Raw genomic sequence first — 22,052 nt, 5'->3', positions numbered from 1 at the left:
CACTCCTCAGTCGTTGTCCGCCAATAGTGTTTGACGGGGGTGGTGGCGGAACGGTTCCGCAGGACAGCCGATCTATGACGTAGTTCACTACGTTTGCGGGATATGCTCACTGATCGTGTTGCTGCGGCCCGGATCCGGTCGGTGGTGGCCAGGAACCCGGGCAGCAGCCCTGCGCAGAGGGCAACCGAATGAAATCCGGCAGGTGGGAAGAACCCCCCAGAAGGCACGGATCTTTCGACGACCAGTGGCAGGGCAATGCCCGAACTGTCTGTTCGAAACGGATCCGCTCGTCGACACTCAGGCACACCAGCACAGGTGGTTCGGTGTAGCGGATGCCCTGAAAGACCGCGACAGACCGGACACGAAGCAACTCTCGCTGAGTGGCGACATCATCACCCCTATCCCGGAGGAGGCTGCTGCGCCTGACCCGATCACCACCGAACTCATCGAGTCTGTTGTCCAGGCTGGACAGGATTGGACACTGGGCATCAGCCAGGCCGACCAAGGGCATTTGCGCGTCATCTCGCGTGGTGACCGCAGACTGGAACGCCCGATCGAGATCCTCTTCACCGCAAAGGAACTCCATACCTATTACCGCCGAATCGCTGACGAAGCAGAACGCGGGGTGGCCCCGGAACCGCCCTTGGAGTGGTGGATGACACTGATGTCAACCCACTTGATGGAGGCCGTACACGGAGCAGACCGCCACAATGAGCCGTGCGTAATCACGGTTACAGCGACCGGTTTCGCAGCGACCCCAGCAACGCAAGCCCACGTTTGATCGTCAACTCAGTTTCGCGCCCAGTGCAGCGCCACGGCGAGATAGGCGACCGACTGTCAGGCTGATTTCCTCCTCCCCACCCGGGCAGATCAGATCAGACGACACCTGCCTGTGCGGTAGTCCCGTTCTTGCGCCGGTTGGCATTGAAGCGCGCCTTCTTCTGGCGATTCCCGCACGTATTCATGTCACACCATCTGCGGCTGCGACTTCGGCTCGTATCGAAGAAGGCGGCTCGGCAGGTTGGTGATGCACACAAGGCCAATTTTCCGTCTCGTTCGCCTGCGATGATGCTGATCGCGTCGGCGGCGATCACGCTCATGGCATCTTCTACGCAGGAAGCCGAGCTGAGTCGCCATTGACGATTGCCATCGGGCGTCAGAATAGCCGCGGCCCGACCCTGGATGCTGCAGGCATTGATGATTTGGATGGCAGGTACAGGGAGAGCGTCTCGGGTTGCGGCCGCTGTCGCGGCGGCGTGAATTGATTCCCTCAGTTCCCGAGCGAGTTCGAGCTGGGCGGTGGTGCAGGACTCCACCGCCAGACCGTTCACTGTCAGCCAGTCGACGAGTCGCTGCGGTGTGGGAATGCGCTCCACAGCGTTTCCACACCGCTCCGTCAGTGTCGCCGTGAAGCTGGTCGCTAGCACGTTACCGAGACGAAAGTCAGGGAACCGAGCGCTCATGGAACCACCATAGCTGGTTGCACGTTGATATCGGACATGTTAGAACCGTCATAGCTGGTTCTTATCAGGTTCAGTCGACTCCGCGATGGCCAGGAGGTCTCATGCCCGCATATTGGTTTGTCACCGACGCTGTGGCTGGCATTGATCGTGATGTTGTCACCGCGGCAGCTCACGTCGGCGGCAACATCTCATGAACCGTCCAACCAGCGATGTGCAAGCATTCGAAACCCATGCAACTGACGCTGAACTCGACGATCTGCGCGCGCGATTAGCTGCAGCGCGGCTGCCGGAGGCCGAGACGGTCTATCGCGCCACGCCCCACCCTCGCCGATGGGAACAGGGCGTTCCTCTCGCCGACCTCGTCGATGTCGTGAACTACTGGCGCACCGGGTACAACTGGCGGTCGTTCGAAGAGCGCCTCAACCGTATCGGCCAGTTCCGCACGACCATTGATGATCTGGGAATCCACTTCCTGCACCGCCGATCCGTGCGCGCAGATGCCACTCCTCTGATCATGACGCACGGGTGGCCAGGCAGCATTGCCGAGTTCATCGATGTAGTAGACGATCTGGCAGATCCGAAAGATGCAGATGCGCTGGCGTTCCACGTCGTGGTTCCATCGTTACCAGGCTTCGGTTACAGCGATAAACCGGCCACCACCGGGTGGGGAACCGAAAAGATCGCGGCCGCATGGGTGGAACTGATGGGAAGGCTCGGCTACAGCAAGTTCGCAGCCCACGGTGGCGACTGGGGCGGTAATATCACCACGGTTCTCGCCGGCAGGTTCCCAGCGCACGTTCTCGGCATCCACACAACGTTCGCGGAGGGACCGCCAGGGTTGACAGCGGATGGGCTGACGGCGGTCGAGCGCAAGTGGACCGAGGAAACTCGCAATTTCTGGCGCCACCGCGCGGCGTACGCGAAACAGCAGGCGACCCGACCGCAGACCATCGGCTACTCGCTCGTCGACTCACCGGTCGGGCTTCTAGCCTGGATCCTTGACAAATTCGCTGAGTGGAGCGATACCGAAGACAGCCCGTTCGAGACGATTTCCAGAGACACCATTCTCGACGACGTCACCCTGTATTGGCTGACGCGGACCGGCGCATCATCGGCCCGCATCTACTACGAAAGCCACAACTCCCTGGACCCCGAACTTCGGGTCGATGTCCCGTCAGCAATCACTATGTATCCCCGCGACATCGAGAAGTGTCCACACGCCTGGGCGCAGGAGCGGTACCGGCAGATCGTCCGATGGAGGTCGCCCGAAATCGGGGGACATTTCCCGTCACTGGAGGTTCCCGAATATTTCGTCAAGGACCTGCGAGAAGGCCTTGCGGCAGTGCTGGCCGCTGACCAGGGAACACAGCTGAGTGCCGGTACTCGGAATTAGTCCGATATCCACGCTTGATGTGGCGCGCACATCGCCCGATGTCCGATCCACTCGAGGCTCTGCCCATGGGCGCCGGCATATCCCAGCGGAGTCCCATCCAGCGCGACGACAAATCGCCCAGGGGTATCCCCCGCCGGCACCGGAAGCTGTTCCGCCACCGACTCGATGACGCCACAGCCTTCGTTCGACAACCAGTGACAGGGCAATGCCCGAACCGTCTGTTCGAAACGGATCCGCTCGTCGACGCTCAGGTACGCAAGCACAGCGCTATGGAAAACCACTACCGTCGCTCCGTCCGGCGCGGCAGCAACCAGCTCGGCCACCGTCGCGTTCAGATCACCTGACACCACACTCACCGGGCGGGACCGGGCGACGGCCACCGCTGCGCGTAGCCGCTGCAACCGTTGAGGCTGACCCGGCCAGACCAGACACTCGAGCCACCGCATCTGATCGGCGTCGTTGACATCCAACGGGTTCAGATCGACACCGGCACGCCACACCACTTCGGGCAACCGAATCGGAATCGGTGGCTCACCGGTGGTGACGCATCGGAGCGTCACACCGGAGGTGCCTCCGACAGGATGTAGCACAGCACGATCGTCATAGCGATAGCTGAACAAATCCGGATAAAGGCACAAGCCCGCGGACGCACCCACTTCGATCAACGCCAAAGGCCCGGTGAGCTGGGCCAACACAGGCAGGAACGCTGCGGCCCTTCCGACCTCGTTGGTTTGCGTCGTTCTGGTCATCACCACCTGCGCGAGGGCATCCCAATGCCGCACCACCCAGTCCTTGAACTCGGGAAACAACACCTCGCCGACCCCGAGGAACCGTGCTGCCGCGAACACCAGGTTCGGCTGCCTCTTCTGTTCCGGAAGCCGATCGATCAACGAAAGCAACTGCGGATCCGACGCAATCCCCCATGCCCACGACTCATAACAGGACGAACTGCCCCGGGCCTCGAACTCGGCGAACCGCCGATACCGACGACTGGCCATCTCGAGATCCACACCGCCCCCTTTCCGCTGATCACCCCGAGACCGATCACCCTGCCCGGCCGGAGATGCCGCCGGCATCAGAACCCAACCGCAGGATTTGCTCGATATCCTAGAGATGGGTGGTATCCGTCGTGAGCATTGCCTCTCGTCACGTCGGCGGCAGTCTGCTCGTCGAAGGTCGGATACCGCAGGACGACATCCGACGCAAACGCCGCTGTGATCGACTCGGTCCACTCATCTCTTCGCCTCGCTCGGCAGAAGGGCAGCGTTGATCTCGCGCGCGGCCCGATGCCCGGATTCGACCGCGCCGTCGATGTACCCGGGCCAGCGGGTAGCGGTTTCGGTACCCGCCCAGTGCAGTGGCCCGATCGGTCGGCGCAGGGCATGACCGAAGCGGGTGAGGGCGCCGGGCGTGGTGAACGCGCCGTAGCCGCCACGACTGTATTCCTCAGCGGTCCAATCCCGTTCGATGTAGTCGATAGGGTTGTGGGCTTGCGGACCGAAGTAGCCGGCAAGGTCCTCGATGACCCTGGCGCGACGGTCGGCGAGGTCCAATCGCGCGCCGACGTCGGCGTGGCGGCCTTCGAGGAATCCGACGAGCACACCGGGTGAACCGCCGACCGGAGTGTTGTCGAAGACGGTGCCGAGCGACCGCCGGTCGCTGTTGGCCTGGCCGCTGAGCCCGGCGGCTCGCCAGAACGGCTCGTTGTAGACGACATTGATCTTGATCACCCGGCCCATCGGCATCCGCTGGACAAGCTGCATCCGGTCGCCCGGCATGCCCGGGGCGTAGCGGATCTGCGCCGCTAGCGGCGGCGGCACCGCGATCACCGCCCGACGCGCCCGCACGAGCGTGCCGTTGGTGTGCACACTCACGCCTTCCTCATCCCAGTCGATCTGGGTGACAGGGCTGTTCAGTACGACCCGGTCACCTAGCTGTTCGGCCATGGTCAGCGCGATGGTCTGCGTGCCGCCGAGGACACGGTCTTGCTGGGCGCCGCCGCTGGTTGCGATCAGGGCGTCGACCCCACCGGCAGCACCGATGTAGAAGGCGGCCCACAGCGCGGACATGTCCGCAGGCTCGGCGGAGAACACGGCCTCGGTGACGAGCCGGAAGAACGCCCGGCCTTCGGCGGTGCGGGCGGTGCGCCGCAACCAGGTCTCGAAGGTCTGCGAATCCAGAGTCTCCGCGCGCTCGGCCCGCCACGGCTCGGTCTGCGTGACCCGACGGGCCAGCCGGTCCAGCCGCCATTGGGTCTGGGCGATATCGGCCAGCGTCAAAGGGTTGAGCCTCGGAATGCGGCCGGTGTATTCCGAACGCGAGCCGCCCATCTCGACGATGTGACGGCCGGAGGCGTGCGTGGGATAGGTGCTCAGGCCCAGCTCCCCAATCAGCGCGAGCACCTGATGCTGGGTCGGCCCGACCCACTGGCCGCCGACCTCGATCGGTGCGCCGCCGGGCAGTTCGGCGTTGAGCAGTCGCCCACCTACGCGGTCACGTGCCTCCAGTACCAGCACCTCGGATCCACCGCGAACCAGGTCACGGGCAGCGACGAGGCCCGCGATGCCGGCGCCGACGGTAACGACATCCACTGATCTACTCATTCCCACTCCATATCATGCATCATGCATCTCACATACATTATGCATGTGATAAACACGGTGCATGGAGTCGTTGCGTGACAAGTACGCCGAGAACACCCGCCAGACGCTGCTCGACACCGCAGCTCGCCTGTTCGCCGAACGCGACTACGCCGACCTGTCGGCCGAGGAACTGGTACGGGCTGCCGGCCTGACCCGCGGCGCGCTGTATCACCACTTCGACGGTAAGAAGGGCCTGTTCGAGGCCGTCGTCGACGACCTGGAACAACGCGCGGCACAACGCATCAAGGCCGCCATGGACTCGGCCACGGACCCTATCGGCCGCGTCGACCGCGGCCTGGTGGCATTTCTCGATGTCTGCACCGAACCCGACTACTTGCACATCGTGCTATCACAAGGGCCGATCGCCTTGGGCTGGCGACGCTGGCGCGAACTGGACCAGCACCACCTCATCGGCCTGGTCATCGACGCAGTCCGAAACCTGCTCGACGCCGACCTGATTCGGCCCCACCCGCCCGAACTCATCGCCAGCGCCTTCTACGGCGCCCTCACCGAAATGTCACTGACCATCGCCGAAACCAACGACCTGCAACAAGGCCGCGCCAAAGCCGCAGCCCTGGCATACGAACTCCTCAACGGACTCACTGTCAGCGCCCCACGCGAATGAACACCTGCTGTCGAGCGCCTCAACCGCAGCGGGCTCCTCGGTATCGTCCTCGCGGTCGGCCGCACCGGCCAGATCGAACGCCTCGAGGAGATTGTCCGTCTTCTGTCGGGAAGCCGTGCGCGAGTATCTGAGCAGTCTCGACAGCAGGATCAGGTTCCGCCTGCCGGTGAGGTCCTCATCGATGGAAGTGAGTGGAATTCACTTATCGACTCCCCACTGAATAGTGACCTATGCAGTGGACATGGCTTCGACCGTCCCGAAAAGTGACCTGCGCTGGCGTGGACAATTTTCGGATCGATTGAAATATCCACCGGATAGGTGGAGCTCGTCGCTCCGATCAGGAGGTCAATCGAGTTCCTCCCCGGCCGCATATAGACATCACAAAAAGGTAACATATGCCGCCTGAGCTGCGTATATATACATATAATAGCGGCTTATATCCAGCTCATACTCACTGTAGGACTATTCGATAGCTAGTATCGCGCCCCATCCGGAGGCTGCCACATTTGCCCGATGTTCGGCCGTCAGCCGCTCCAGCAGCGGGACCAACTCGCCAGGTGTCGGCTCGGCCGACATTTCTTGACGAATACGTTCCGCGCTTTCCGAGAACGACGGCTCGTCCATGCTCAGATCGAGTACACGGTTACCGGAGGCTTCTATGCGCCGGGAATGCCTGCTGTTTCCAGCTTCAGCATGATGAAGTCTACGATTTCGCGACTGTGCTCGCCGAGATAGAAGTGTCCGCCATCGAAAAGGCGAACATCGAACCTGCCAGCGGTGCACTTCTTCCATTCCCGGATCTGTTCCGGACTCGTCGTCGGATCCCATCGTCCGAGCAGCGCGAAGATGTCACAGCGGAGCCGATCGCCTGCTTGGATATCTGTACGCCGCCGGTGCCTGCCGTGAATGCTTCGGTGGCGCTGCCATCCGATCCGCTCACCGCGCTGTGGCAGCAGATCACGGTGCTACATGCACGGTGTGCGCGCCGACACGCCATGGCGCCCGTGGAACACGGAGGTGCGCCTTGTTTCTTCGGCGAGATGACGGAACAAAGCGCAGCCGAGGAACTTTCAGCGTAGATCGCGGAAGAACGCGCGGACGTCATCGGTGAGCAGCTCCGGTTCCTCCAGCGCGGCGAAGTGCCCGCCGCGGTCGACGTCGGTCCAGCGGGTGATGGTGTTCTCCCGCTCGTCGTAGCGCCGGATCGCGACGTCGTGGGCGAACACGATGACACCGGTCGGCACACCGGAGTTCACCTTCGAGGCGCCCCACGGCGCGTCCTGTGCGTAGCCCACGTACGCCGCAGACCCCGCGGTGCCGGTGAGCCAGTACAGCATCGCGTTGGTCAGCAGGCGATCCCGGTCGATGATCTTGTCCGGTTCCACCGCGCGCGGGTGCGTCCACTCCCGGAATTTGTCCATGATCCACGCCAATTGGCCGACAGGTGAATCGGTGAGTCCATAGGCGAGCGTCTGCGGGCGGGTGGACTGGATCGCGATGTAACCGAACTCCTCGTTCATGAACGCCTCGATCCGACGGATCCGGTCTCGCTCCACGTCGGTCAGCTCGGCGAGCTCCTCCTCCGACAGCGGCAGTTCAGGGAACCCGCCCACCCCGCCGTTGGTGTGCACACCGATCACCCGGTCCGGCGCGACCCGTCCGATCTCGGGGCTGACCGCCGCGCCGATGTCACCGCCCTGCACGCCGTAGCGCTCGTAGCCGAGCCGCCGCATCAATTCCGCCCAGGCCCTGGCGATACGTTCGATCGTCCAACCGGATTCGCGCACCGGACCGGAGAATCCGAATCCCGGCAGCGCGGGAACGACGACATGGAATGCGTCGGCGGGATCGCCGCCGTGTGCCCTCGGGTCGGTCAGCGGGCCGATGAGGTCGAGGAATTCGACCACCGAGCCGGGCCAGCCGTGCGTGAGCAGCAGCGGAAGCGCGTCCGGCTCGGGCGAGCGGACGTGCAGGAAGTAGATGGTCTGCCCGTCGATTTCGGTGCGGAACTGCGGATGCGCGTTGAGTTCGCGCTCGGCGGCGCGCCAGTCGTAGCCGGTGCGCCAGTACTCGACCATCGAACGCAGCCACGCGGTGGGCACGCCGGTGTCCCAGTTGTCGCCGGGTAGCGGCTCGGGCCAGCGCACCTCGGCGAGCTGTCGATGCAGGTCGTCGAGGTGCTGCTGCGGGATATCGATGCGGAATTCGTTGATCTCGAAGGTCATGAGAACGACGATATGCGGCACCTAGGACAGTTTCAGCCCTAGGTCTAGGGCAAAATTCTCGGCATGTTGGAAACCTCCGCCCGCCTGCTGCGCCTGCTCTCTTTGCTGCAAACTCCGCGCGACTGGAGCGGAGCCGAATTGGCCGAGCGTCTCGAGGTGGACGTGCGCACCGTCCGCCGCGACATCGACAAGCTGCGCGCGCTCGGTTATCCGGTGCGGGCCAGCGCTGGGGTCGCCGGTTATCGGCTCGGGGCGGGCGCGAAACTGCCGCCACTGCTGCTGGACGACGACGAGGCGGTGGCCATCGCAATCGGTCTGCGCACCGCGGCGGGCGGCACGGTCGCGGGTATCGAGGACAGCTCGCTGCGCGCGCTCACCAAGCTCGAGCAGGTGCTGCCTTCTCGGTTGCGTCACCGAGTGCAGCTACTGCACTCGGTGACGGTCACCGTTCCCGCGGCGGACGCGACGGTCGATCCCGACGTGCTCACTGCCGTCGCCGCCGCCATCCGCGACCAGCACCGCCTGCGCTTCGACTACCGAAAGCACCAGAGCGACATCACTGTACGTACCACTGAGCCGCACCGGCTCGCACACACCGGCCGCCGCTGGTACCTGATCGGCTGGGACGTCGACCGCGGCGACTGGCGTACCTACCGCGTCGACCGAATGCACCCACGCATCCCCACCGGACCGAAGTTCGCACCGCGCGAAGCGCCCGATATGGACCTCTCCGGCTACCTCTCACGAGGCGTGACGACCTCCCCCTACCGCTACGCCGCCCGCATCACGCTGCACGCGCCCGCGGCGCTGGCAGCCGACCGCATCGCGCCGACAGTGGGCGTCATCGAACCGATCGATACCGAAAGTTGCCTGCTGCGAACTGGTTCGAACTCGCTGGATGAACTCGCCATCTACGTGGCGCTGTTCGACTTTCCGTTCCGGGTACACGAACCGCCCGAACTGATCGAGCGCGTCCGCACGCTCGCCGAGCGCTTCGCGGACGCGGTGTCGTGAATCCTCTACCTGCACGCCACCGTGCTCCTCGATCCCGATCACAGTCTGCGCATGTCCGACCAGATGAGCGACCACGGCTGCTTCGGACCGCCGCATTCCCAGATCGTGATGTCTCTGGTGATGCCAGGAATTCCGAGCGGGTTATCCATCCGGCCCACTGGGACGACAGAGGTGAACCAGCAGCTCAGCTCAGGCTCATCGCTGCCGACGTAAGTGACGGTTTCGGCCGTGTCCAGCGGGGCACCGAAATAGCCGAAGCCTCGATTCGGACTGAAAACCGGCGGCAGACCCGCAGCTGAGCGGCCATGATCCGGTGCAGCAGCGCGATTGGGGGTGGGGGTGTACTGCGACGCGGACCGCCGACGAACCACAATGAGCCGGCGAAACCGCCCGTCTGGCCGCGAACCACCGACCTCATGCCCACATACGGCCACCCATGTCGGGCCTGCCAGATCAGCCCCGGTGCCGCCGCCAGCAGCACAATGCCCCCGCTCCACCACAGCGCCGGCCGCCGCAGCAACGCCCTTGACCCCAGCCATCCAACGACAACGATCACCGCGATCCAGAAAAGCGGGATCAGCCGTTCGACCTGTACCGCCACTGCGGTCACCAGGCCGGCCGTCAACAGCAGCGCATCATTCCGGGTCCGAACCCAGCGCACCGGCAGCCACGTCAGCACTGCCCACAGCAGGGTGTCGATACCGTTGGTCGACAACGTCTGTGCCTGGCCCAGCACGAACGCCGAGGTCGTGCAGGCTATCGCTGTCAGCACCTGCGCCCTGCGGTCACCGCCCAGTTCGCGGGCGATGACCGCGCTCAACGCCACCACTGCTACAGATGTCGAAACGGCCGGAATGCGCAACGCCACAAAATCGAACAAGGATGCCGTCTCAATGAAACTGACCGATCGACTATGTCAGTCGATCTTGCTCGTTCCCACGTCTCTCGCAGTACAGTTTGCTCGATTGCCGGGTTCGAAAGTGTGGCAGGCGAACTCGCCAGGATCTGGTCCTGCCTCGGCCAGCAACTCACCTGTCGCCGACCAGATGCCCGAATGTCCGGAGGTCTGCGCGAACCCACCGCCAGTCGAGCCGGCGAACGCCGCGGTGGCTGCCCACACGCCGTACTCGGTCGCCACATCGCGGGCGCGCTCGCCGTGGAGTGCTGCTTCCTCTTTGCTGTGCACTACACAGGCCACATAGCCGTCGATATCGAGCGCGGCAGTCCGCCGCGCATGCTCGGCGATCCCGGTGTCTCGGCAGATGGCCAGACCTAAACGCCAACCATCGACTTCCAGTGCGGCAGGCTCACCGGAACGGAAACGGTCGGACTCGCTTCCGTGCAGGTACACCTTCCGGTAGATGACCGACGCTCCGCGGTGATCGACGGCAAGAATACCGATCGACGGACCCGGCGTCGGTGCGCCGACCAACGCGATCGTTCCAACCTCCGCGCACGCGGCAACGATAGGATCCAGTCGAGTATCCTGCGGCGCAACAACATCGGCATCCAACTCATAGCCGGTCAGCGACATCTCCGGGAATACCATCACCCGCGCCCTCGCAGCCCGGATCAACTCGACATGTGCCTCGACGTTGGCGGCTACGGCATGTAATACGCACCGAGGTTGCGCAACAGCGATCCGCAGAGCTTTCCGCATCGCCCCCTGAACCCTTCTGCACGAGACTGCTCACCCTGCAGACCATCAACCAGCGCCGCGGCATCGGCACCGACCACGAAGACTACACCGGCGCAGCGAAATATCCCGACGGATCACCCTCGTTCCAGAGATCGCCTGCACACGCGAAAACGAGCAGGATCTCATCTCACGCGCCTCGCCGTCGGCCAGCCCGGCCCGACACCTACTGCCGGACAACCACTGCCACCTCCCGTGACCACCGATCGCAGATCCAGTGTCGCAACGGAGAGCAGACGAAAACAGACCGCGGTTTCGTTGCAGAACTGCTACCGGGGATTCGTTGCGGAACCGTCACGACCAGTGTGTTACTGGATACAAGGTGTCACGACCACGTCGACATCCGTTGCAAGACAACCTCCTTTCACCGTTCGGAGGCCCCTGATGGCGCCCGTGCTCACCTCGCTCAACCCCAGTTTCGGTCCGCCGGCAGGCGCCAACACGGTGCAGATCGTCGGCAGCGGGTTCGCCGGTGCCGGTCCGTTGAGCGTGCGGTTCGGCGCGACGGCAACCACCTTCACCATCGTCTCCGACACCCAGATCAACGCCATCGCCCCACCCGGCACCGGCACTGTCGGCGTCACCGTTCAGGCGCTGCTGGACGGCACCAGCAATGCGCTGCCCTACACCTACGACGGCTCCGGCCTGCTGTTCTTCACCGATCCCTCAGCAGGCTTTGCCGGTAGGGTGTACTCGGTGCCACAAACCGGTGGCGCACCAAACCAGTTGGCGACCGGCCTGATCACCGCCTCTGGGCTCGTGCGGGTCGGTGACCTCCTCTACATCTGCGAGCAAATATTCAGCCAGGTATCCACAGTGCCGGTCGCCGGTGGCACGCCGACCCCCCTGGTGACCGGTCTGCCATCCCCTTCGGATATCACCTACTCCGGCAGCACCCTATTCATCTGCAACGACCCCGGCGGTCAGCTGATGTCGGCGCCGATCACCGGCACAGCTACCCCCACCGTGATCGCCACCAGCCCCGTCGGAGGCATAAGAGGGGTTACCAATGGGGCGCCGACGCAAACGGTTTCACCGTTCGTGAATGCCCTCCTGGCGACACCAGCTCTCACGTCACTCAACCCCAGTTTCGGTCCCACGGCCGGGGGAAACACAGTAGAGATCTTCGGCAGCGGGTTCGCCGGTGCCGGTCCGTTGACCGTGCGATTCGGCGCGACAGCAACCACGTACACCATCGTCTCCGATACCCAGATCAACGCCATCGCCCCACCCGGCACCGGCACGGTCGAGGTCACCGTTCAGGCACTGCTGGACGGCACCAGCAACCCACTGCCCTACACCTACGGCGGCCTGTTGTTCTTCACCAGCGGCACCGACGTGTATTCGGTGCCGCAAACCGGTGGCACACCAACCCAGCTGGCGACCGGCCTGACCAACCCCGAAGGGATCGTCCGGGTCGGTGATCTCCTCTACATCTGCGAGAGATTCGCCAATCAGGTGTCCACAGTGCCGGTCACCGGTGGCACGCCAACCACCCTGGTGACCGGCCTGTCGAACCCTACGTTTCTCACTGCTTCCGGTAACACCCTGTTCATCGTCAACGCATTCAGCCAGGTGGTGTCGGCGCCGATCACCGGCACTGCCACCCCCACCGTGATCGCCACAAGCCCGACTTTCGCATTCGGCATAACGAATTGAGCATCTGTCCGACCCCGCTGACCCCTGTGGCCCCGACCGCTGAACATATGGCACGGTCGAAATCCCATCGGACCGGCGCCGAACAGTCCCGGCGGGGCCACACAGTGACTGGGGGGTATATCGCCCTGATCGGACCGCCGACACCATCGTCGCCGTTCGGCGACCGTACTGGTATCCAGACGGTCAGGGCATGGTGTGATGGTTCGCCGGGCAACGGTGGACAGAGTTCGCACAGCCACCCGAGCCGGGACCGGGATCGACGGGGCCTGGGCGATTTCGGTGCATGTGTCAGTCGGCCGTGAGCCGGAATTCGAGGAGAACGCGTTGGTCGGTCAGGTCGGTTATCGTGTCGAGGACCAAACCGTGTGGCGCGGTGAGCGCGCGGAATTCGGCGATCCGGCGCTCACGGCCACCGAAGATCACGAGCATAGCCAGGTCGAACTCGCTGGTGGCTCGAACCCCGCCGACCGGTTCGATGACCAGCACACGTCCGGTTGGGTGGGCGGCCTCGACGCATCGGTTCACGATGCTGTGGGCGTGTTCGTCGTCCCAGTCGTGGAGGATGTCGACCAATAGGTAAGCATCAGCTCCTGCCGGGAGCGAATCGAAGAAACTACCCGCGGTGATCTGGGTCCGGCCGTCGAGGCCGTGCGTACTGAAGACGTGCCGGGCTCGGGTGGCGGTCGGTTCGAGATCGACCAGGTGACCGTGTATCCGAGGATGAGCGGCCAAGATCGCGGCAAGCACACTGCCCTGACCACCACCCACGTCGACGATGGTGGAGAATCGCGACCAATCGAAGCCGGCGACGATCTGCGGTATCTGTTCGCGGATTCGGTGGGTCATCTGCCGGTCGAACGACTCACGCAAGTGTGAATAGTCGGCCAGGTCGGACCAGAATTCCTGCCCGTAGCGGTGCGGGTAGGCCGCTCGACCGGTAGTGATGCTGTGGGCCAGTTCGACGAACGCCAGTTCGGCGCGACCGCCCGCGGTATCCAGATGCAACAGGTCGACCAGACCATTGTCGGCGTCAGCGCAGAGGTTCGCTCCGTACTCCGTCGTCCGGTAGCCGGTGGGGGTCGGCTCGACGACCCCGAGGGTCGCGAGGTGACTCAGGAGAAGCTCGAGCGCGACCGGGGCGACGGCGAGCTCAGCGGCGAGTTCTCCGGCGGAAGCGTTGTCGTCGCGAAGCCGATCGGGCAGGCCGAGAGTCACTGCGACTCGCAGCGCCATCGGGGTCGCCAGCCCCGACATGCGACGGATCGAGTCCATATCGTCGTTGCGTCCCACAACGATCCACTGTGCCTTGCCGACAACGGATTCCGCATCCAGATATTCTTCCGTGTCACGTGATACAGGTCTGGGCGGTTCTTTCGCGGAACTGAGCCTTGTTCAGCCGGCCTGGGTGGTCGTAATAAACTGCCGCCCCCCGATGTGATCGTCGGACCCGCCAACGACGACGGCACCCTACCAAAGGGCGCCACCCTCGGCTGGCTGACCGAGACCATCGACAGCTTGCAGGCTCCGCGACCAGGTCGCGGAGCTCGCACAGACCTGCATCGCGCCGAACCGGACTCGTAAATCCCTGTGGGCGGGCTCGCCGTAGTGACGACGATCGGCACTAGGCGGGAGGCGCGGTATAAGCCTGGCGGAGCAGGCGTTTGTAGATTTTGCCCGAGTCGTCGCGGGGAAGTTCGTCGACCAAGCGCAGCTCGGTGGGGATCTTGTAGCCGGCGAGCTGCCCGCGTAGACCCGCACGGAGCGTGTCCGCGGTGAGTTCGGCACCTGGACGGGCGGCCACGAACGCGGTGACGGTTTCGCCGAGGTCGCCGGTGTCGGGTAGCCCGAGCACAGCTACGTCCTCTACCCCATCCACACCCATGATGGCGTTTTCGATCTCCGCGGGGTAGATGTTCACCCCGCCTCGGTTGATCACCTCACTGCTGCGGCCGGTCAGGTAGAGGTATCCCTCGGCGTCGACGCGCCCGAGGTCACCGACCCACAGCATGTTCTCTACCGGGCTGTCGGGCATGCCTCGGTTGAGGTAGGTGAACTTCGGCCAGTAGTCGGCGCCACGCACATAGACACGGCCGACCTCACCCACCGGAAGTGGTTCGCCGTTCTCGTCGGCGATCGACACAGCAGATCCGTCGGCCGGGCGACCGACGCTGCCTGGGTGCTCGAGCCATTCCGCTGCGCTGATCCAGGTAACGGTCCCGGCCTCGGTGCAACCGTAGAACTCCCACAGTGCATCGCCGAACCATTCGATCGCGGCTCGTTTGACGGTGGGTGGGCAGGGCGCGGCGGAGTGGATGAGATGGGTCAGGCTCGACACGTCATAGCGGGCCCGCACATCGGCGGGCAGGCTCAACAGGCGGCTCAGCATTGTCGGCACCACCTTGGCCTGCTGAATCTGCCGCTCGGCGACATGCTGGAGGAATCGCTCGCTGTCCCACCGAGGCATGATCGTGATGTTGGTGCCCATCCGCAGCGCGAGAACGGCCACCACGTTCGGGCTGGTGTGATAGAGCGGGCCGGCGACGAGCATCTGCCCGCCGGGTGTGAGCCCCATCCGTTGCACAGTGCCACCTGCTATGGAAAGCAGCTGTTGCGGTGTCATCCGTTCCCGGAGCACTCCTTTCGGGGTGCCGGTGGTGCCGGAGGTGTAGATGAGACCCATGGAGTCGGCGATCGCGCCCTCGAGATGGCCGACAGGATCGGTATGCGCAGCGATCCATTGCTCGAGCGTCGGGTGCCGTCCCGTGGTCTGTGCCCGCGCCTCGGACAAGCCTGCTTCCGCGAGCAACTCCTCGGGCATCGCCACCTCGACCACTACCGAATGTGCGCCGGCCTGCGCCTGGGCGGCCTCGACGACGGGCACGAATTCGGTGTGCGCGAAGACCACCCGCACACTGCTGTCGGCGAGCACATGGGCGACCTCGGGTGCTTGCCACCGGGTGTTGATCGGCACGGGGTTTCCCCCAGCGGAGGCGATCGCCAGCGAGATCTCGAGGAACTCGATGTCATTGCGGGCCATGACCGCTACCCGGTCACCACGGTCTACACCGGCGGCGATCAGGGCGGCCGCGAGCCGCCCGGCACGCTGGTGAGCTTCTGGCTGAGAGCGTACCCGAGCACCACAGGCGATAGTGGGCGTCGCCGAATCTGTTGCCATGCGCCGCAGTCTGTCATGCCCTCATCGTCCGCTGCCCACCGAGTCCGATCGACAGCGAGCGCGATCGGGTGGCGTCCGTTTATCCAGTTTCCGCTTCGGCTTGCGCCGCGATGACCAGATCGCGAGGTTCCACACGGAGCACCATGCAGACGCGATAGAGCTCGCGCACGGTGATGGGGCGCGCGCCTGATTCCATCTGCGCGATGGCTTTCTTGCTGGAGCGGGTCTGCTCGGCCAGCCGTTTCCGGCTCCATCCACGGCGGCTGCGTTGTGCGTGGATCTGAGCGCCGAGGGCCTTGTCGATTGCATTCATGCGGTTAAGGGTGTCCTGGTTGTGTTGCTCGTTATTTGCGGGTGCGGTATCCATATGCCCTGTTCTGGATGTTCGGGCATGTTATGGCATGGTTCGTCATGATACGTGAATGTGGCGATGCTCATGGACGCAGCCAGGCGGCGGTTGAATTCCGGAACAACCCGCTCGACCAACGGTATTGGCGCAAGTGCTGATTTTCTTCAGTCTCCATGCAGCGAACTCGGCGGCGATCACCGCCTCCGAGTCCTGAGCTTCGGCGTGATGACCTGCGCGATCTCACGACCGCGCTCGTCGAGATAGAAGTGGCCGCCATCGAACAGAAAAACCTCGAATCGGCCGGTGGTGTGGTGGCACCATTCCCTGATCTGCTCCGGAGTCGTCGTCGGATCAGAACGCCCGAGTAGTGCGAAGACATCGCACTGCAGCGGCGCACCCGCCTGGTGCCGATAGGTTTCGACGGCCTGGTAGTCGTTGCGGACCGCGGGCAGCACGATCTCGGCGAGTTCGGGCTCATCACGCAGAATCCGGACCGAGGCGGGATCGTTGGCGAGTCGCTCGAGTTCGGTGATCAGGTCACTGTCGGATGCGTGGCGCAATGTCCCAGTATCGACGAAGGCCAGATCCGGACGCCCGGATACGAACAATGCCGCCACCGGTTGCCCATGCCGTTCGATCCGACGAGCGGTCTCGAAGGCGACCGTCGCCCCCATGCTGTGGCCGAAGAGCATCAGGTTCTCGCCGAAAAGAGGAGTCATGGCGTCGCCGATGCGTTCGGCGAGTTCCATGATGGAGGGGATCGGCTTGTCACCGAGCCGATCCTGCCGCCCTGGATACTGCACGGCATACACGGTGGGATCGGGCCCGAGGCTCTCGGCGAGGTTGGTGTAGCTGGTAGCCGACCCACCGCCAGGAGGGAAACAGACCAGCGTTTGCTGCCTGTCACGTCCGGTTCGGAGCTTGCGCAACCAGATCGAGAATTCTTCACCGAGGTGCACTCGATATCTCCGCTTCTGCTCTGCCGGATAGGTTCCGAAATTTATCCGCACGAAGGATGTTCCCTCGGCACCGCAGGAACTTCCGCGAAACAACAGGAACTACCAGCGTCCGGGCGGCATGCTCACCGTTCGGGAATCCTATCGGTTCGTCCGCCGGTTTTACCGCGCGACTTCTTGTCTCTAGTGGATTTCTTCGAGTTGTTCGGTCGAACACCGGGTTTCGGTGCGGCGGATGGGGTGCTATCGGCCGCGGGGCTTTGCTCGACCATTTCCTGTCGATCCATTCGAGCGAAGATGAGGTGCTGTTGGGCGTAGGTCCAGAGGTTGTTGCTGACCCAGTACAGCAGGATCGCGATCATCAGGAACGGTCCACCGACCAGAACACCCAGTGGGAACACCCACAGCATCAGTTTGTTCATCATCGCCGTCTGCGGGTTCGTGGCAGCCTCTCGGCTTTGTCCGGTCAGCGCGACGCGGGCGTTGAAGTGTGTGGCGAGGCCCGCGATCAACATCAGTGGGATGGCGACCGCGGCGATAGCGGCGACCGTCGGGACACCACCGTAGGGCGCGAACGAGGCCAGCAGACTGTCGGAGGAGGCGATCGCCGCCGAGATCGGTGCACCGAACAGGCGTGCGGTGAGGAAGGATTGGACATCGGCGGCACTGAAGACGTAGTTGGGGGTAGCGGCGTTGGCTTCCGGGGTCATTCCGAGTTGCCCCCACCCGCTCCCGGTGCGGTTGAACGAACGCAGAACGTGGTAGAGACCTAAGAAAACCGGTGCCTGCACCAGAATGGGCAGGCAGCCGAGCAAGGGATTGAAACCGTGTTCGCGCTGCAGTTTCTGCATTTCGAGCGCCTGGCGCTGCCGGTCGCCTGCGTACTTCTTCTGCAGAGCCCCGATCTGGGGTTGTAGTTGCTGCATCTGCCGGGTAGTCCGGATCTGCTGGATCGCCGGTCTCAGAAGTAGCAGGCGCAGGGTGAACACCAGGAACACCACGGCAAGCGCCCACGCGAACCCGTTGTCGGGACCGAGGATCGCGCCGAAGGCTTTGTACCAGAACCATAGGATCGCGGAGATCGGATAGTAGATGAAGTCGAGCATCGAGCACCTCGTCACTGCACGAGCGCAGCATGCGTTCTCGTGCGGAAGGGGACGACGCCGGTCGGGAAGGGACCGCGTCGGAATGGACAGGGTTGGGACCGAAGTCCGCGCAGCGTCTGCTACGCGGCAGCCGGAACCTGTCCAGGTGCTCGGGGCCTACGGGGGCGGCCAGGGGTGTGCGGGGCGCTCTGCCGACGGAACGCGCCGCGAAGACGCCGTTCATCGCGGCGGGGACCGAACTTCGACCCTGCGGGCAGGCGTGACAATACGCGAGAACGATGCCCGGTGATGGCCAGCAGCAGAACCAATGCGACCGCTGCCCCGATGACCGCGGTGGGACCATCGGCGAACACCGACACTGCGACCACAAGGGTCAGCACAGCCACCCAGGTGAGCTGAGCAAGGGACAGCCCCCTCGACAGAGCCGCCCAGAGGTGTGTCATGCGAGGAAGCATACCGGGATACGGACTCCGCCGACGGCACCGCGGTGGACTTTGCCCTGTCGAGAAGTCGTGGCCGGTTCCGTCCTCGGTATGACGGCGGCACAATGGCTGCCACGGAAATACGAGGAGTGACGATGCCGAAGTACCTTCTGCGAAACAGGAACCCACCGAGAGCGTCCCGTGCGGACGCTGGGAGGAATCCTTGGTCCTTCAGGCCAAGGAGGACGTCAAAACCAGGAGCTGATCCACCCGAGTGCGCGCTCGACCGCGGGTTTATAGCTATCCGGAACGTGCGGTAGGCGTTCGGCGATCACGACTGGGGCGACGAGCCCGGATTCCAGTAGCGCAGCCACGAAGTTCTGATCCTTCTCACGAAACGCACACAGCTTCGCAACGCACAAGTCCTCCTTGTCGAGGCACCACCCAGTGAACTGCGGTTCACCCGACGGCGCGGCCGTATTGGCGTTCTGTACCTTGATCATTCGGCTTCGCCAGCCATCCGGGAGTGCGGATGTCTCCATATCGACGCCATCGATGCTGAAACCGTGCAAGTCCTCGAAGGGTGAGAACTCGCCTGCCACGCCCTCGATAAGGTCCGCCAGTCGCACGGTCTCGACATTGTCATCGGCAATCGGGAGGATATCGATCTCCAGTGACATCGTGGCATCGGCGGGAAGCTGGGCTTCATCGAAGCTACCGAGGATCGATTGGGAACCGACCACGATCACCTCGGACCGGCCGATGATCTGACACGCCGTCCGGATGGCGTGCTCCAACTGGTCGCGACGCATCAACCCGCCAAGCGCAGCACATCGGCGCGCTCACCTTGCGGGAGAAGCCCACCCATTGGGGATACCTCACGCATCTCGATCGAGTCCCGGTCGAGACCAGTCAATGCACGGTGGAGCCCCGGCACATCGCCGCGCTCTATCAGCGACTTCCAACGATCGAGATTGCGCATGTGTGGCTGGCCGGACACCCCGCTCCGCAGCCGGTCTAGATTGCGTTCGATACGCGGCCGCCACTCCTCGAGGCTTGATCGGGTCAAATGTGTCGAGAGCCGACGGTGTAACTGCCACGAGCGCCGCTCGGATCGGGTCAACTCGGCGACGACAGGGCGCCGCACGACTTCGAGTCGGTATCCCATGCACGACAACAGCCGTTCGAGCTGCTCATCACTCAGATTCAACTTACCGGACAAGGCCTGGCTGATACTGGACTGGTGGACGCCGCTCACCCGTGATAGCTCGGACTGGGTGGTGCCCGTTTCACGCATCACCTCGCACAGCACATCGCTCTGAGTGGACATACGCCAACTATAGCGTCCAGCGCTATAGGGCACCCGATCGTTCCATGCTGGACCGCATGTCCGACGTACCACCGGCGGCCGCGCCGGTCAGCCAGACGACGAGGTTGGCCAGAACAGCGGCGCCGATCGCCCCGAAGACGGCAAGGGGACAATTCAATGCGGGGATGCGGGCGGCGAAACGGGCGGTAGTGGATCGGAAGGCGTGGCGACCCTCGATCAGGTCAGCTTCACCCGCGCGGCCAGGAAACGAACGACAGCGGGCGCCAATCGCTCGAAGTGGTACTGCAGGTGGGCCTCCGGTGTCACCGGCACGATACTGCGGTCGCGTTCCATCGCGTGTACGATCCGCTCGGCCACCTTCTCCGGGCCGTAACGCCGCATCCGGTACAGATTGTCGTAACGCTCCTGCTTACGCTTCTCCTCCCCCGCGCTGACGCCCGAGAACCGGGTGCGTGCCACGATATTGGTGTGCACGATGCCGGGACAGATCGTGTGCACCGAGATCCCGCGCCCCGCCAGCTCGGCGCGAAGACAGTCGGAGAACATGAACACCGCCGACTTGCTGGTGGCGTAGGCGCTGAACCCCTGCTGCGGGCTGTAGGCCGCCATGCTGGAGAGGTTCACGATATGCCCGCCGAGCCCGCGTTCGGCCATGGCGGGGCCGAACGCGCGGCAACCATTGATCACGCCGCCGAGGTTGATCCGCAGTACCCGGTCGAAGTCGGCGGAGGACGTCTCGAAGAAATCGCCTGCCTGTCCGATGCCAGCGTTGTTGATCAGGATATCGGGGACACCGTGGGTCTCCAACACGGTCGTAGCGTGCGTCCGCATATCGGACTCGTCGGCGACGTCGAGTCGATACACGTGCGCCACACCGTGTTCGGCGGCGATCAGCTCGGCGGTCGCTTTCGCCGCCGCGAGATCGATATCGGAGAGTACGATTTCGGCGCCGCGGCGGGCCAGGGCGAGTGCGGTCTCCCGCCCTATACCGCTGCCCGCGCCTGTGATCACCACCAACTGGTCTTCGAAGGGCCGTCCGGCGCGGCCCGCTTCGGCACGGCGCAGCGTCCGGGGAGCCGACGCGCCGTTGACGGTGTCGATCAGCTCGGTGGTCGCGGTGGCCAGCAGCTCCGGATGCGAGAACGGCATCCAGTGCCCGGCGGGCACATCCCGGCGCCACAACCGCTCGGTCCACTTGTGTTCGTCGTCGTATCCGGCGGGGCGGACGGCGACGTCACGTCCTGCGACGATCAGCTGCACCGGCACCTCGGTTCGCCGCTCACGCGGGGCGAGCACACGCTGCGCGATGTTCGCGCGATAGATCAGCAGACCGTCCACGATGTCGGTGCGAAAGGTCGGGCCGAGGCGCACGGTCGACGGCGCGGTCTCGTTCATGAGCGCGACGAACTGCCGCCATACGCGTTCGGTCCCGATCAGTCCGAAGGCGGCGCGCGGCAGCCCAGGGGTCATGAAGAAGAAGGTGTATGCCGACGACAGCAACTGGGTGAACGGCTGCCATACATTGCGCGGTGTCGGGCGCGACAGCCGGTCCCGGATCCATGTGCCGAGGTGGTCCAGATTCGGGCCGGATACGGAGGTGAACGATGCGACCCTGGTGGCGGCACGAGGCTCGCACACCGCTTCCCACACCTGCACCGAACCCCAGTCATGGGCGAGCACATGCACGGGACGGTCGGGGCTGACCGCGGCGGCGACCGCGTAGAAGTCCGCGGCCAGGCGATCGAGCCGGAAGTCGACCGTGCGCCGGGTGCGAGTGGAGCGGCCGTGCCCGCGGGTGTCGTAGGCCACCACATGGAACCGGCGGGCCAACAGCGGCACAACCGCATCCCACAAGTGATGGGTATCAGGCCATCCGTGTACGAGCACAACGGTTTCCGCGGTCGGGTCACCGTATTCGTAGACGGCGAGGTCGAATTCGCCGCTGCGGACGGTGCGTTCGATCGCCGGGTCGATCTCGGTGATGGTCATCGGTTTTC

General features: G+C 64.1%; 21 protein-coding genes. 6 read left to right on the top strand and 15 right to left on the bottom strand.

Annotated elements, in window-relative coordinates:
• Positions 1-202 precede the first annotated feature (202 nt).
• Positions 203-781 carry a hypothetical protein gene (locus tag ACL02S_RS00735; RefSeq protein ID WP_412800268.1) on the top strand — a complete coding sequence of 193 codons (579 nt, stop codon included), beginning with the start codon at positions 203-205 and terminating at the stop codon, positions 779-781.
• Positions 782-875: 94 nt separating this feature from the next.
• On the opposite strand, the gene ACL02S_RS00730 is transcribed toward ACL02S_RS00735, so the two are convergent.
• On the bottom strand, positions 876-1,463 hold the full coding sequence (locus ACL02S_RS00730) for a CGNR zinc finger domain-containing protein (protein ID WP_412800267.1): 588 nt from the start codon (positions 1,461-1,463) through the stop codon (positions 876-878).
• 190 nt (positions 1,464-1,653) lie between these two features.
• Between ACL02S_RS00730 and ACL02S_RS00725 the strand changes: the two genes are divergently transcribed.
• Complete coding sequence (locus tag ACL02S_RS00725) at positions 1,654-2,856, top strand: epoxide hydrolase family protein (RefSeq protein ID WP_412800266.1); 1,203 nt, start codon at positions 1,654-1,656, stop codon at positions 2,854-2,856.
• Here the strand turns inward: ACL02S_RS00725 and ACL02S_RS00720 are convergent.
• Together ACL02S_RS00720 and ACL02S_RS00715 are read right to left on the bottom strand one after the other, a co-directional pair.
• A complete protein-coding gene (locus ACL02S_RS00720; protein WP_412800265.1) occupies positions 2,853-3,866 on the bottom strand; it encodes a DUF2332 domain-containing protein in 1,014 nt (337 codons plus the stop codon). The two genes, ACL02S_RS00725 and ACL02S_RS00720, sit on opposite strands and share 4 nt — an antisense overlap.
• 222 nt (positions 3,867-4,088) lie before the next feature.
• Positions 4,089-5,459: a flavin monoamine oxidase family protein gene (locus tag ACL02S_RS00715; RefSeq protein ID WP_412800264.1), complete on the bottom strand. Its 1,371-nt coding sequence runs from the start codon at positions 5,457-5,459 to the stop codon at positions 4,089-4,091.
• Positions 5,460-5,520: 61 nt separating this feature from the next.
• Here ACL02S_RS00715 and ACL02S_RS00710 point away from each other — a divergent pair, with 61 nt between their 5' ends.
• On the top strand, positions 5,521-6,123 hold the full coding sequence (locus ACL02S_RS00710) for a TetR/AcrR family transcriptional regulator (protein WP_412800263.1): 603 nt from the start codon (positions 5,521-5,523) through the stop codon (positions 6,121-6,123).
• Between the two features lie 1,070 nt (positions 6,124-7,193).
• Here the strand turns inward: ACL02S_RS00710 and ACL02S_RS00705 are convergent.
• Positions 7,194-8,348: an epoxide hydrolase family protein gene (locus ACL02S_RS00705; RefSeq protein WP_412800262.1), complete on the bottom strand. Its 1,155-nt coding sequence runs from the start codon at positions 8,346-8,348 to the stop codon at positions 7,194-7,196.
• A 63-nt stretch (positions 8,349-8,411) separates the two neighbouring features.
• Here ACL02S_RS00705 and ACL02S_RS00700 point away from each other — a divergent pair, with 63 nt between their 5' ends.
• Complete coding sequence (locus tag ACL02S_RS00700) at positions 8,412-9,362, top strand: helix-turn-helix transcriptional regulator (RefSeq protein ID WP_412800261.1); 951 nt, start codon at positions 8,412-8,414, stop codon at positions 9,360-9,362.
• Between the two features lie 184 nt (positions 9,363-9,546).
• Here the strand turns inward: ACL02S_RS00700 and ACL02S_RS00695 are convergent, their stop codons facing one another.
• Positions 9,547-10,230: an ArnT family glycosyltransferase gene (locus ACL02S_RS00695; protein ID WP_412800260.1), complete on the bottom strand. Its 684-nt coding sequence runs from the start codon at positions 10,228-10,230 to the stop codon at positions 9,547-9,549.
• A gap of 48 nt (positions 10,231-10,278) precedes the next feature.
• Positions 10,279-11,022, bottom strand: a complete 744-nt coding sequence (locus ACL02S_RS00690) for a carbon-nitrogen hydrolase family protein (protein WP_412800259.1) — start codon at positions 11,020-11,022, stop codon at positions 10,279-10,281.
• A 420-nt stretch (positions 11,023-11,442) separates the two neighbouring features.
• Between ACL02S_RS00690 and ACL02S_RS00685 the strand changes: the two genes are divergently transcribed.
• Positions 11,443-12,717, top strand: a complete 1,275-nt coding sequence (locus ACL02S_RS00685; RefSeq protein WP_412800258.1) for an IPT/TIG domain-containing protein — start codon at positions 11,443-11,445, stop codon at positions 12,715-12,717.
• 288 nt (positions 12,718-13,005) lie between these two features.
• Here ACL02S_RS00685 and ACL02S_RS00680 read toward each other — a convergent pair whose 3' ends face one another.
• Positions 13,006-14,007, bottom strand: coding sequence for a methyltransferase (locus tag ACL02S_RS00680; protein WP_412800257.1), 1,002 nt, complete (start codon positions 14,005-14,007; stop codon positions 13,006-13,008).
• Between the two features lie 144 nt (positions 14,008-14,151).
• On the opposite strand from ACL02S_RS00680, the gene ACL02S_RS00675 reads away from it, so the two are divergent.
• On the top strand, positions 14,152-14,298 hold the full coding sequence (locus tag ACL02S_RS00675; protein ID WP_412800256.1) for a hypothetical protein: 147 nt from the start codon (positions 14,152-14,154) through the stop codon (positions 14,296-14,298).
• Positions 14,299-14,338: 40 nt separating this feature from the next.
• On the opposite strand, the gene ACL02S_RS00670 is transcribed toward ACL02S_RS00675, so the two are convergent.
• The 8 genes from ACL02S_RS00670 to ACL02S_RS00635 all read right to left on the bottom strand — a co-directional run bounded on the left by ACL02S_RS00670 (position 14,339) and on the right by ACL02S_RS00635 (position 22,044).
• Positions 14,339-15,892: an AMP-binding protein gene (locus ACL02S_RS00670; RefSeq protein WP_412800255.1), complete on the bottom strand. Its 1,554-nt coding sequence runs from the start codon at positions 15,890-15,892 to the stop codon at positions 14,339-14,341.
• 79 nt (positions 15,893-15,971) lie between these two features.
• Positions 15,972-16,259 (bottom strand): helix-turn-helix domain-containing protein, encoded by a 288-nt coding sequence (locus tag ACL02S_RS00665; RefSeq protein ID WP_412800254.1) that lies wholly within the window; start codon positions 16,257-16,259, stop codon positions 15,972-15,974.
• Between the two features lie 176 nt (positions 16,260-16,435).
• Positions 16,436-17,200 (bottom strand): thioesterase II family protein, encoded by a 765-nt coding sequence (locus ACL02S_RS00660; RefSeq protein ID WP_412800253.1) that lies wholly within the window; start codon positions 17,198-17,200, stop codon positions 16,436-16,438.
• Positions 17,201-17,322: 122 nt separating this feature from the next.
• Entirely contained in the window at positions 17,323-18,303 is a 981-nt protein-coding gene (yidC, locus tag ACL02S_RS00655; protein ID WP_412800252.1) for a membrane protein insertase YidC, read from the bottom strand.
• Between the two features lie 119 nt (positions 18,304-18,422).
• The gene (locus ACL02S_RS00650) at positions 18,423-18,746 is read right to left on the bottom strand and encodes a hypothetical protein (protein ID WP_412800251.1); all 324 of its coding nucleotides are present in this window, start codon (positions 18,744-18,746) and stop codon (positions 18,423-18,425) included.
• A 227-nt stretch (positions 18,747-18,973) separates the two neighbouring features.
• Positions 18,974-19,537: a DUF6036 family nucleotidyltransferase gene (locus ACL02S_RS00645; protein ID WP_412800250.1), complete on the bottom strand. Its 564-nt coding sequence runs from the start codon at positions 19,535-19,537 to the stop codon at positions 18,974-18,976.
• Positions 19,537-20,055 (bottom strand): helix-turn-helix domain-containing protein, encoded by a 519-nt coding sequence (locus tag ACL02S_RS00640; RefSeq protein ID WP_412800249.1) that lies wholly within the window; start codon positions 20,053-20,055, stop codon positions 19,537-19,539. Before ACL02S_RS00640 ends, ACL02S_RS00645 begins: the two co-directional genes overlap by 1 nt.
• A 216-nt stretch (positions 20,056-20,271) precedes the next feature.
• On the bottom strand, positions 20,272-22,044 hold the full coding sequence (locus ACL02S_RS00635) for an SDR family oxidoreductase (RefSeq protein WP_412800248.1): 1,773 nt from the start codon (positions 22,042-22,044) through the stop codon (positions 20,272-20,274).
• Positions 22,045-22,052: the final 8 nt, after the last annotated feature.

Source organism: Nocardia spongicola, from assembly GCF_047200775.1.
Classification (GTDB): domain Bacteria; phylum Actinomycetota; class Actinomycetes; order Mycobacteriales; family Mycobacteriaceae; genus Nocardia.
This window is presented reverse-complemented; position numbering and strand designations above follow the sequence as displayed.

Excerpts from the sequence above, each read along its gene's own strand:
- ACL02S_RS00670 (WP_412800255.1), bottom strand. The coding sequence starts at position 15,892 with ATGGCAACAGATTCGGCGACGCCCACTATCGCCTGTGGTGCTCGGGTA.
- ACL02S_RS00700 (WP_412800261.1), top strand. The coding sequence starts at position 8,412 with ATGTTGGAAACCTCCGCCCGCCTGCTGCGCCTGCTCTCTTTGCTGCAA.
- ACL02S_RS00730 (WP_412800267.1), bottom strand. The coding sequence starts at position 1,463 with ATGAGCGCTCGGTTCCCTGACTTTCGTCTCGGTAACGTGCTAGCGACC.
- ACL02S_RS00715 (WP_412800264.1), bottom strand. The coding sequence starts at position 5,459 with ATGAGTAGATCAGTGGATGTCGTTACCGTCGGCGCCGGCATCGCGGGC.
- ACL02S_RS00710 (WP_412800263.1), top strand. The coding sequence starts at position 5,521 with ATGGAGTCGTTGCGTGACAAGTACGCCGAGAACACCCGCCAGACGCTG.
- ACL02S_RS00705 (WP_412800262.1), bottom strand. The coding sequence starts at position 8,348 with ATGACCTTCGAGATCAACGAATTCCGCATCGATATCCCGCAGCAGCAC.
- ACL02S_RS00650 (WP_412800251.1), bottom strand. The coding sequence starts at position 18,746 with ATGACACACCTCTGGGCGGCTCTGTCGAGGGGGCTGTCCCTTGCTCAG.
- ACL02S_RS00645 (WP_412800250.1), bottom strand. The coding sequence starts at position 19,537 with ATGCGTCGCGACCAGTTGGAGCACGCCATCCGGACGGCGTGTCAGATC.
- ACL02S_RS00690 (WP_412800259.1), bottom strand. The coding sequence starts at position 11,022 with ATGCGGAAAGCTCTGCGGATCGCTGTTGCGCAACCTCGGTGCGTATTA.
- ACL02S_RS00635 (WP_412800248.1), bottom strand. The coding sequence starts at position 22,044 with ATGACCATCACCGAGATCGACCCGGCGATCGAACGCACCGTCCGCAGC.
- ACL02S_RS00725 (WP_412800266.1), top strand. The coding sequence starts at position 1,654 with ATGAACCGTCCAACCAGCGATGTGCAAGCATTCGAAACCCATGCAACT.
- yidC (WP_412800252.1), bottom strand. The coding sequence starts at position 18,303 with ATGCTCGACTTCATCTACTATCCGATCTCCGCGATCCTATGGTTCTGG.
- ACL02S_RS00685 (WP_412800258.1), top strand. The coding sequence starts at position 11,443 with ATGGCGCCCGTGCTCACCTCGCTCAACCCCAGTTTCGGTCCGCCGGCA.
- ACL02S_RS00665 (WP_412800254.1), bottom strand. The coding sequence starts at position 16,259 with ATGGATACCGCACCCGCAAATAACGAGCAACACAACCAGGACACCCTT.
- ACL02S_RS00640 (WP_412800249.1), bottom strand. The coding sequence starts at position 20,055 with ATGTCCACTCAGAGCGATGTGCTGTGCGAGGTGATGCGTGAAACGGGC.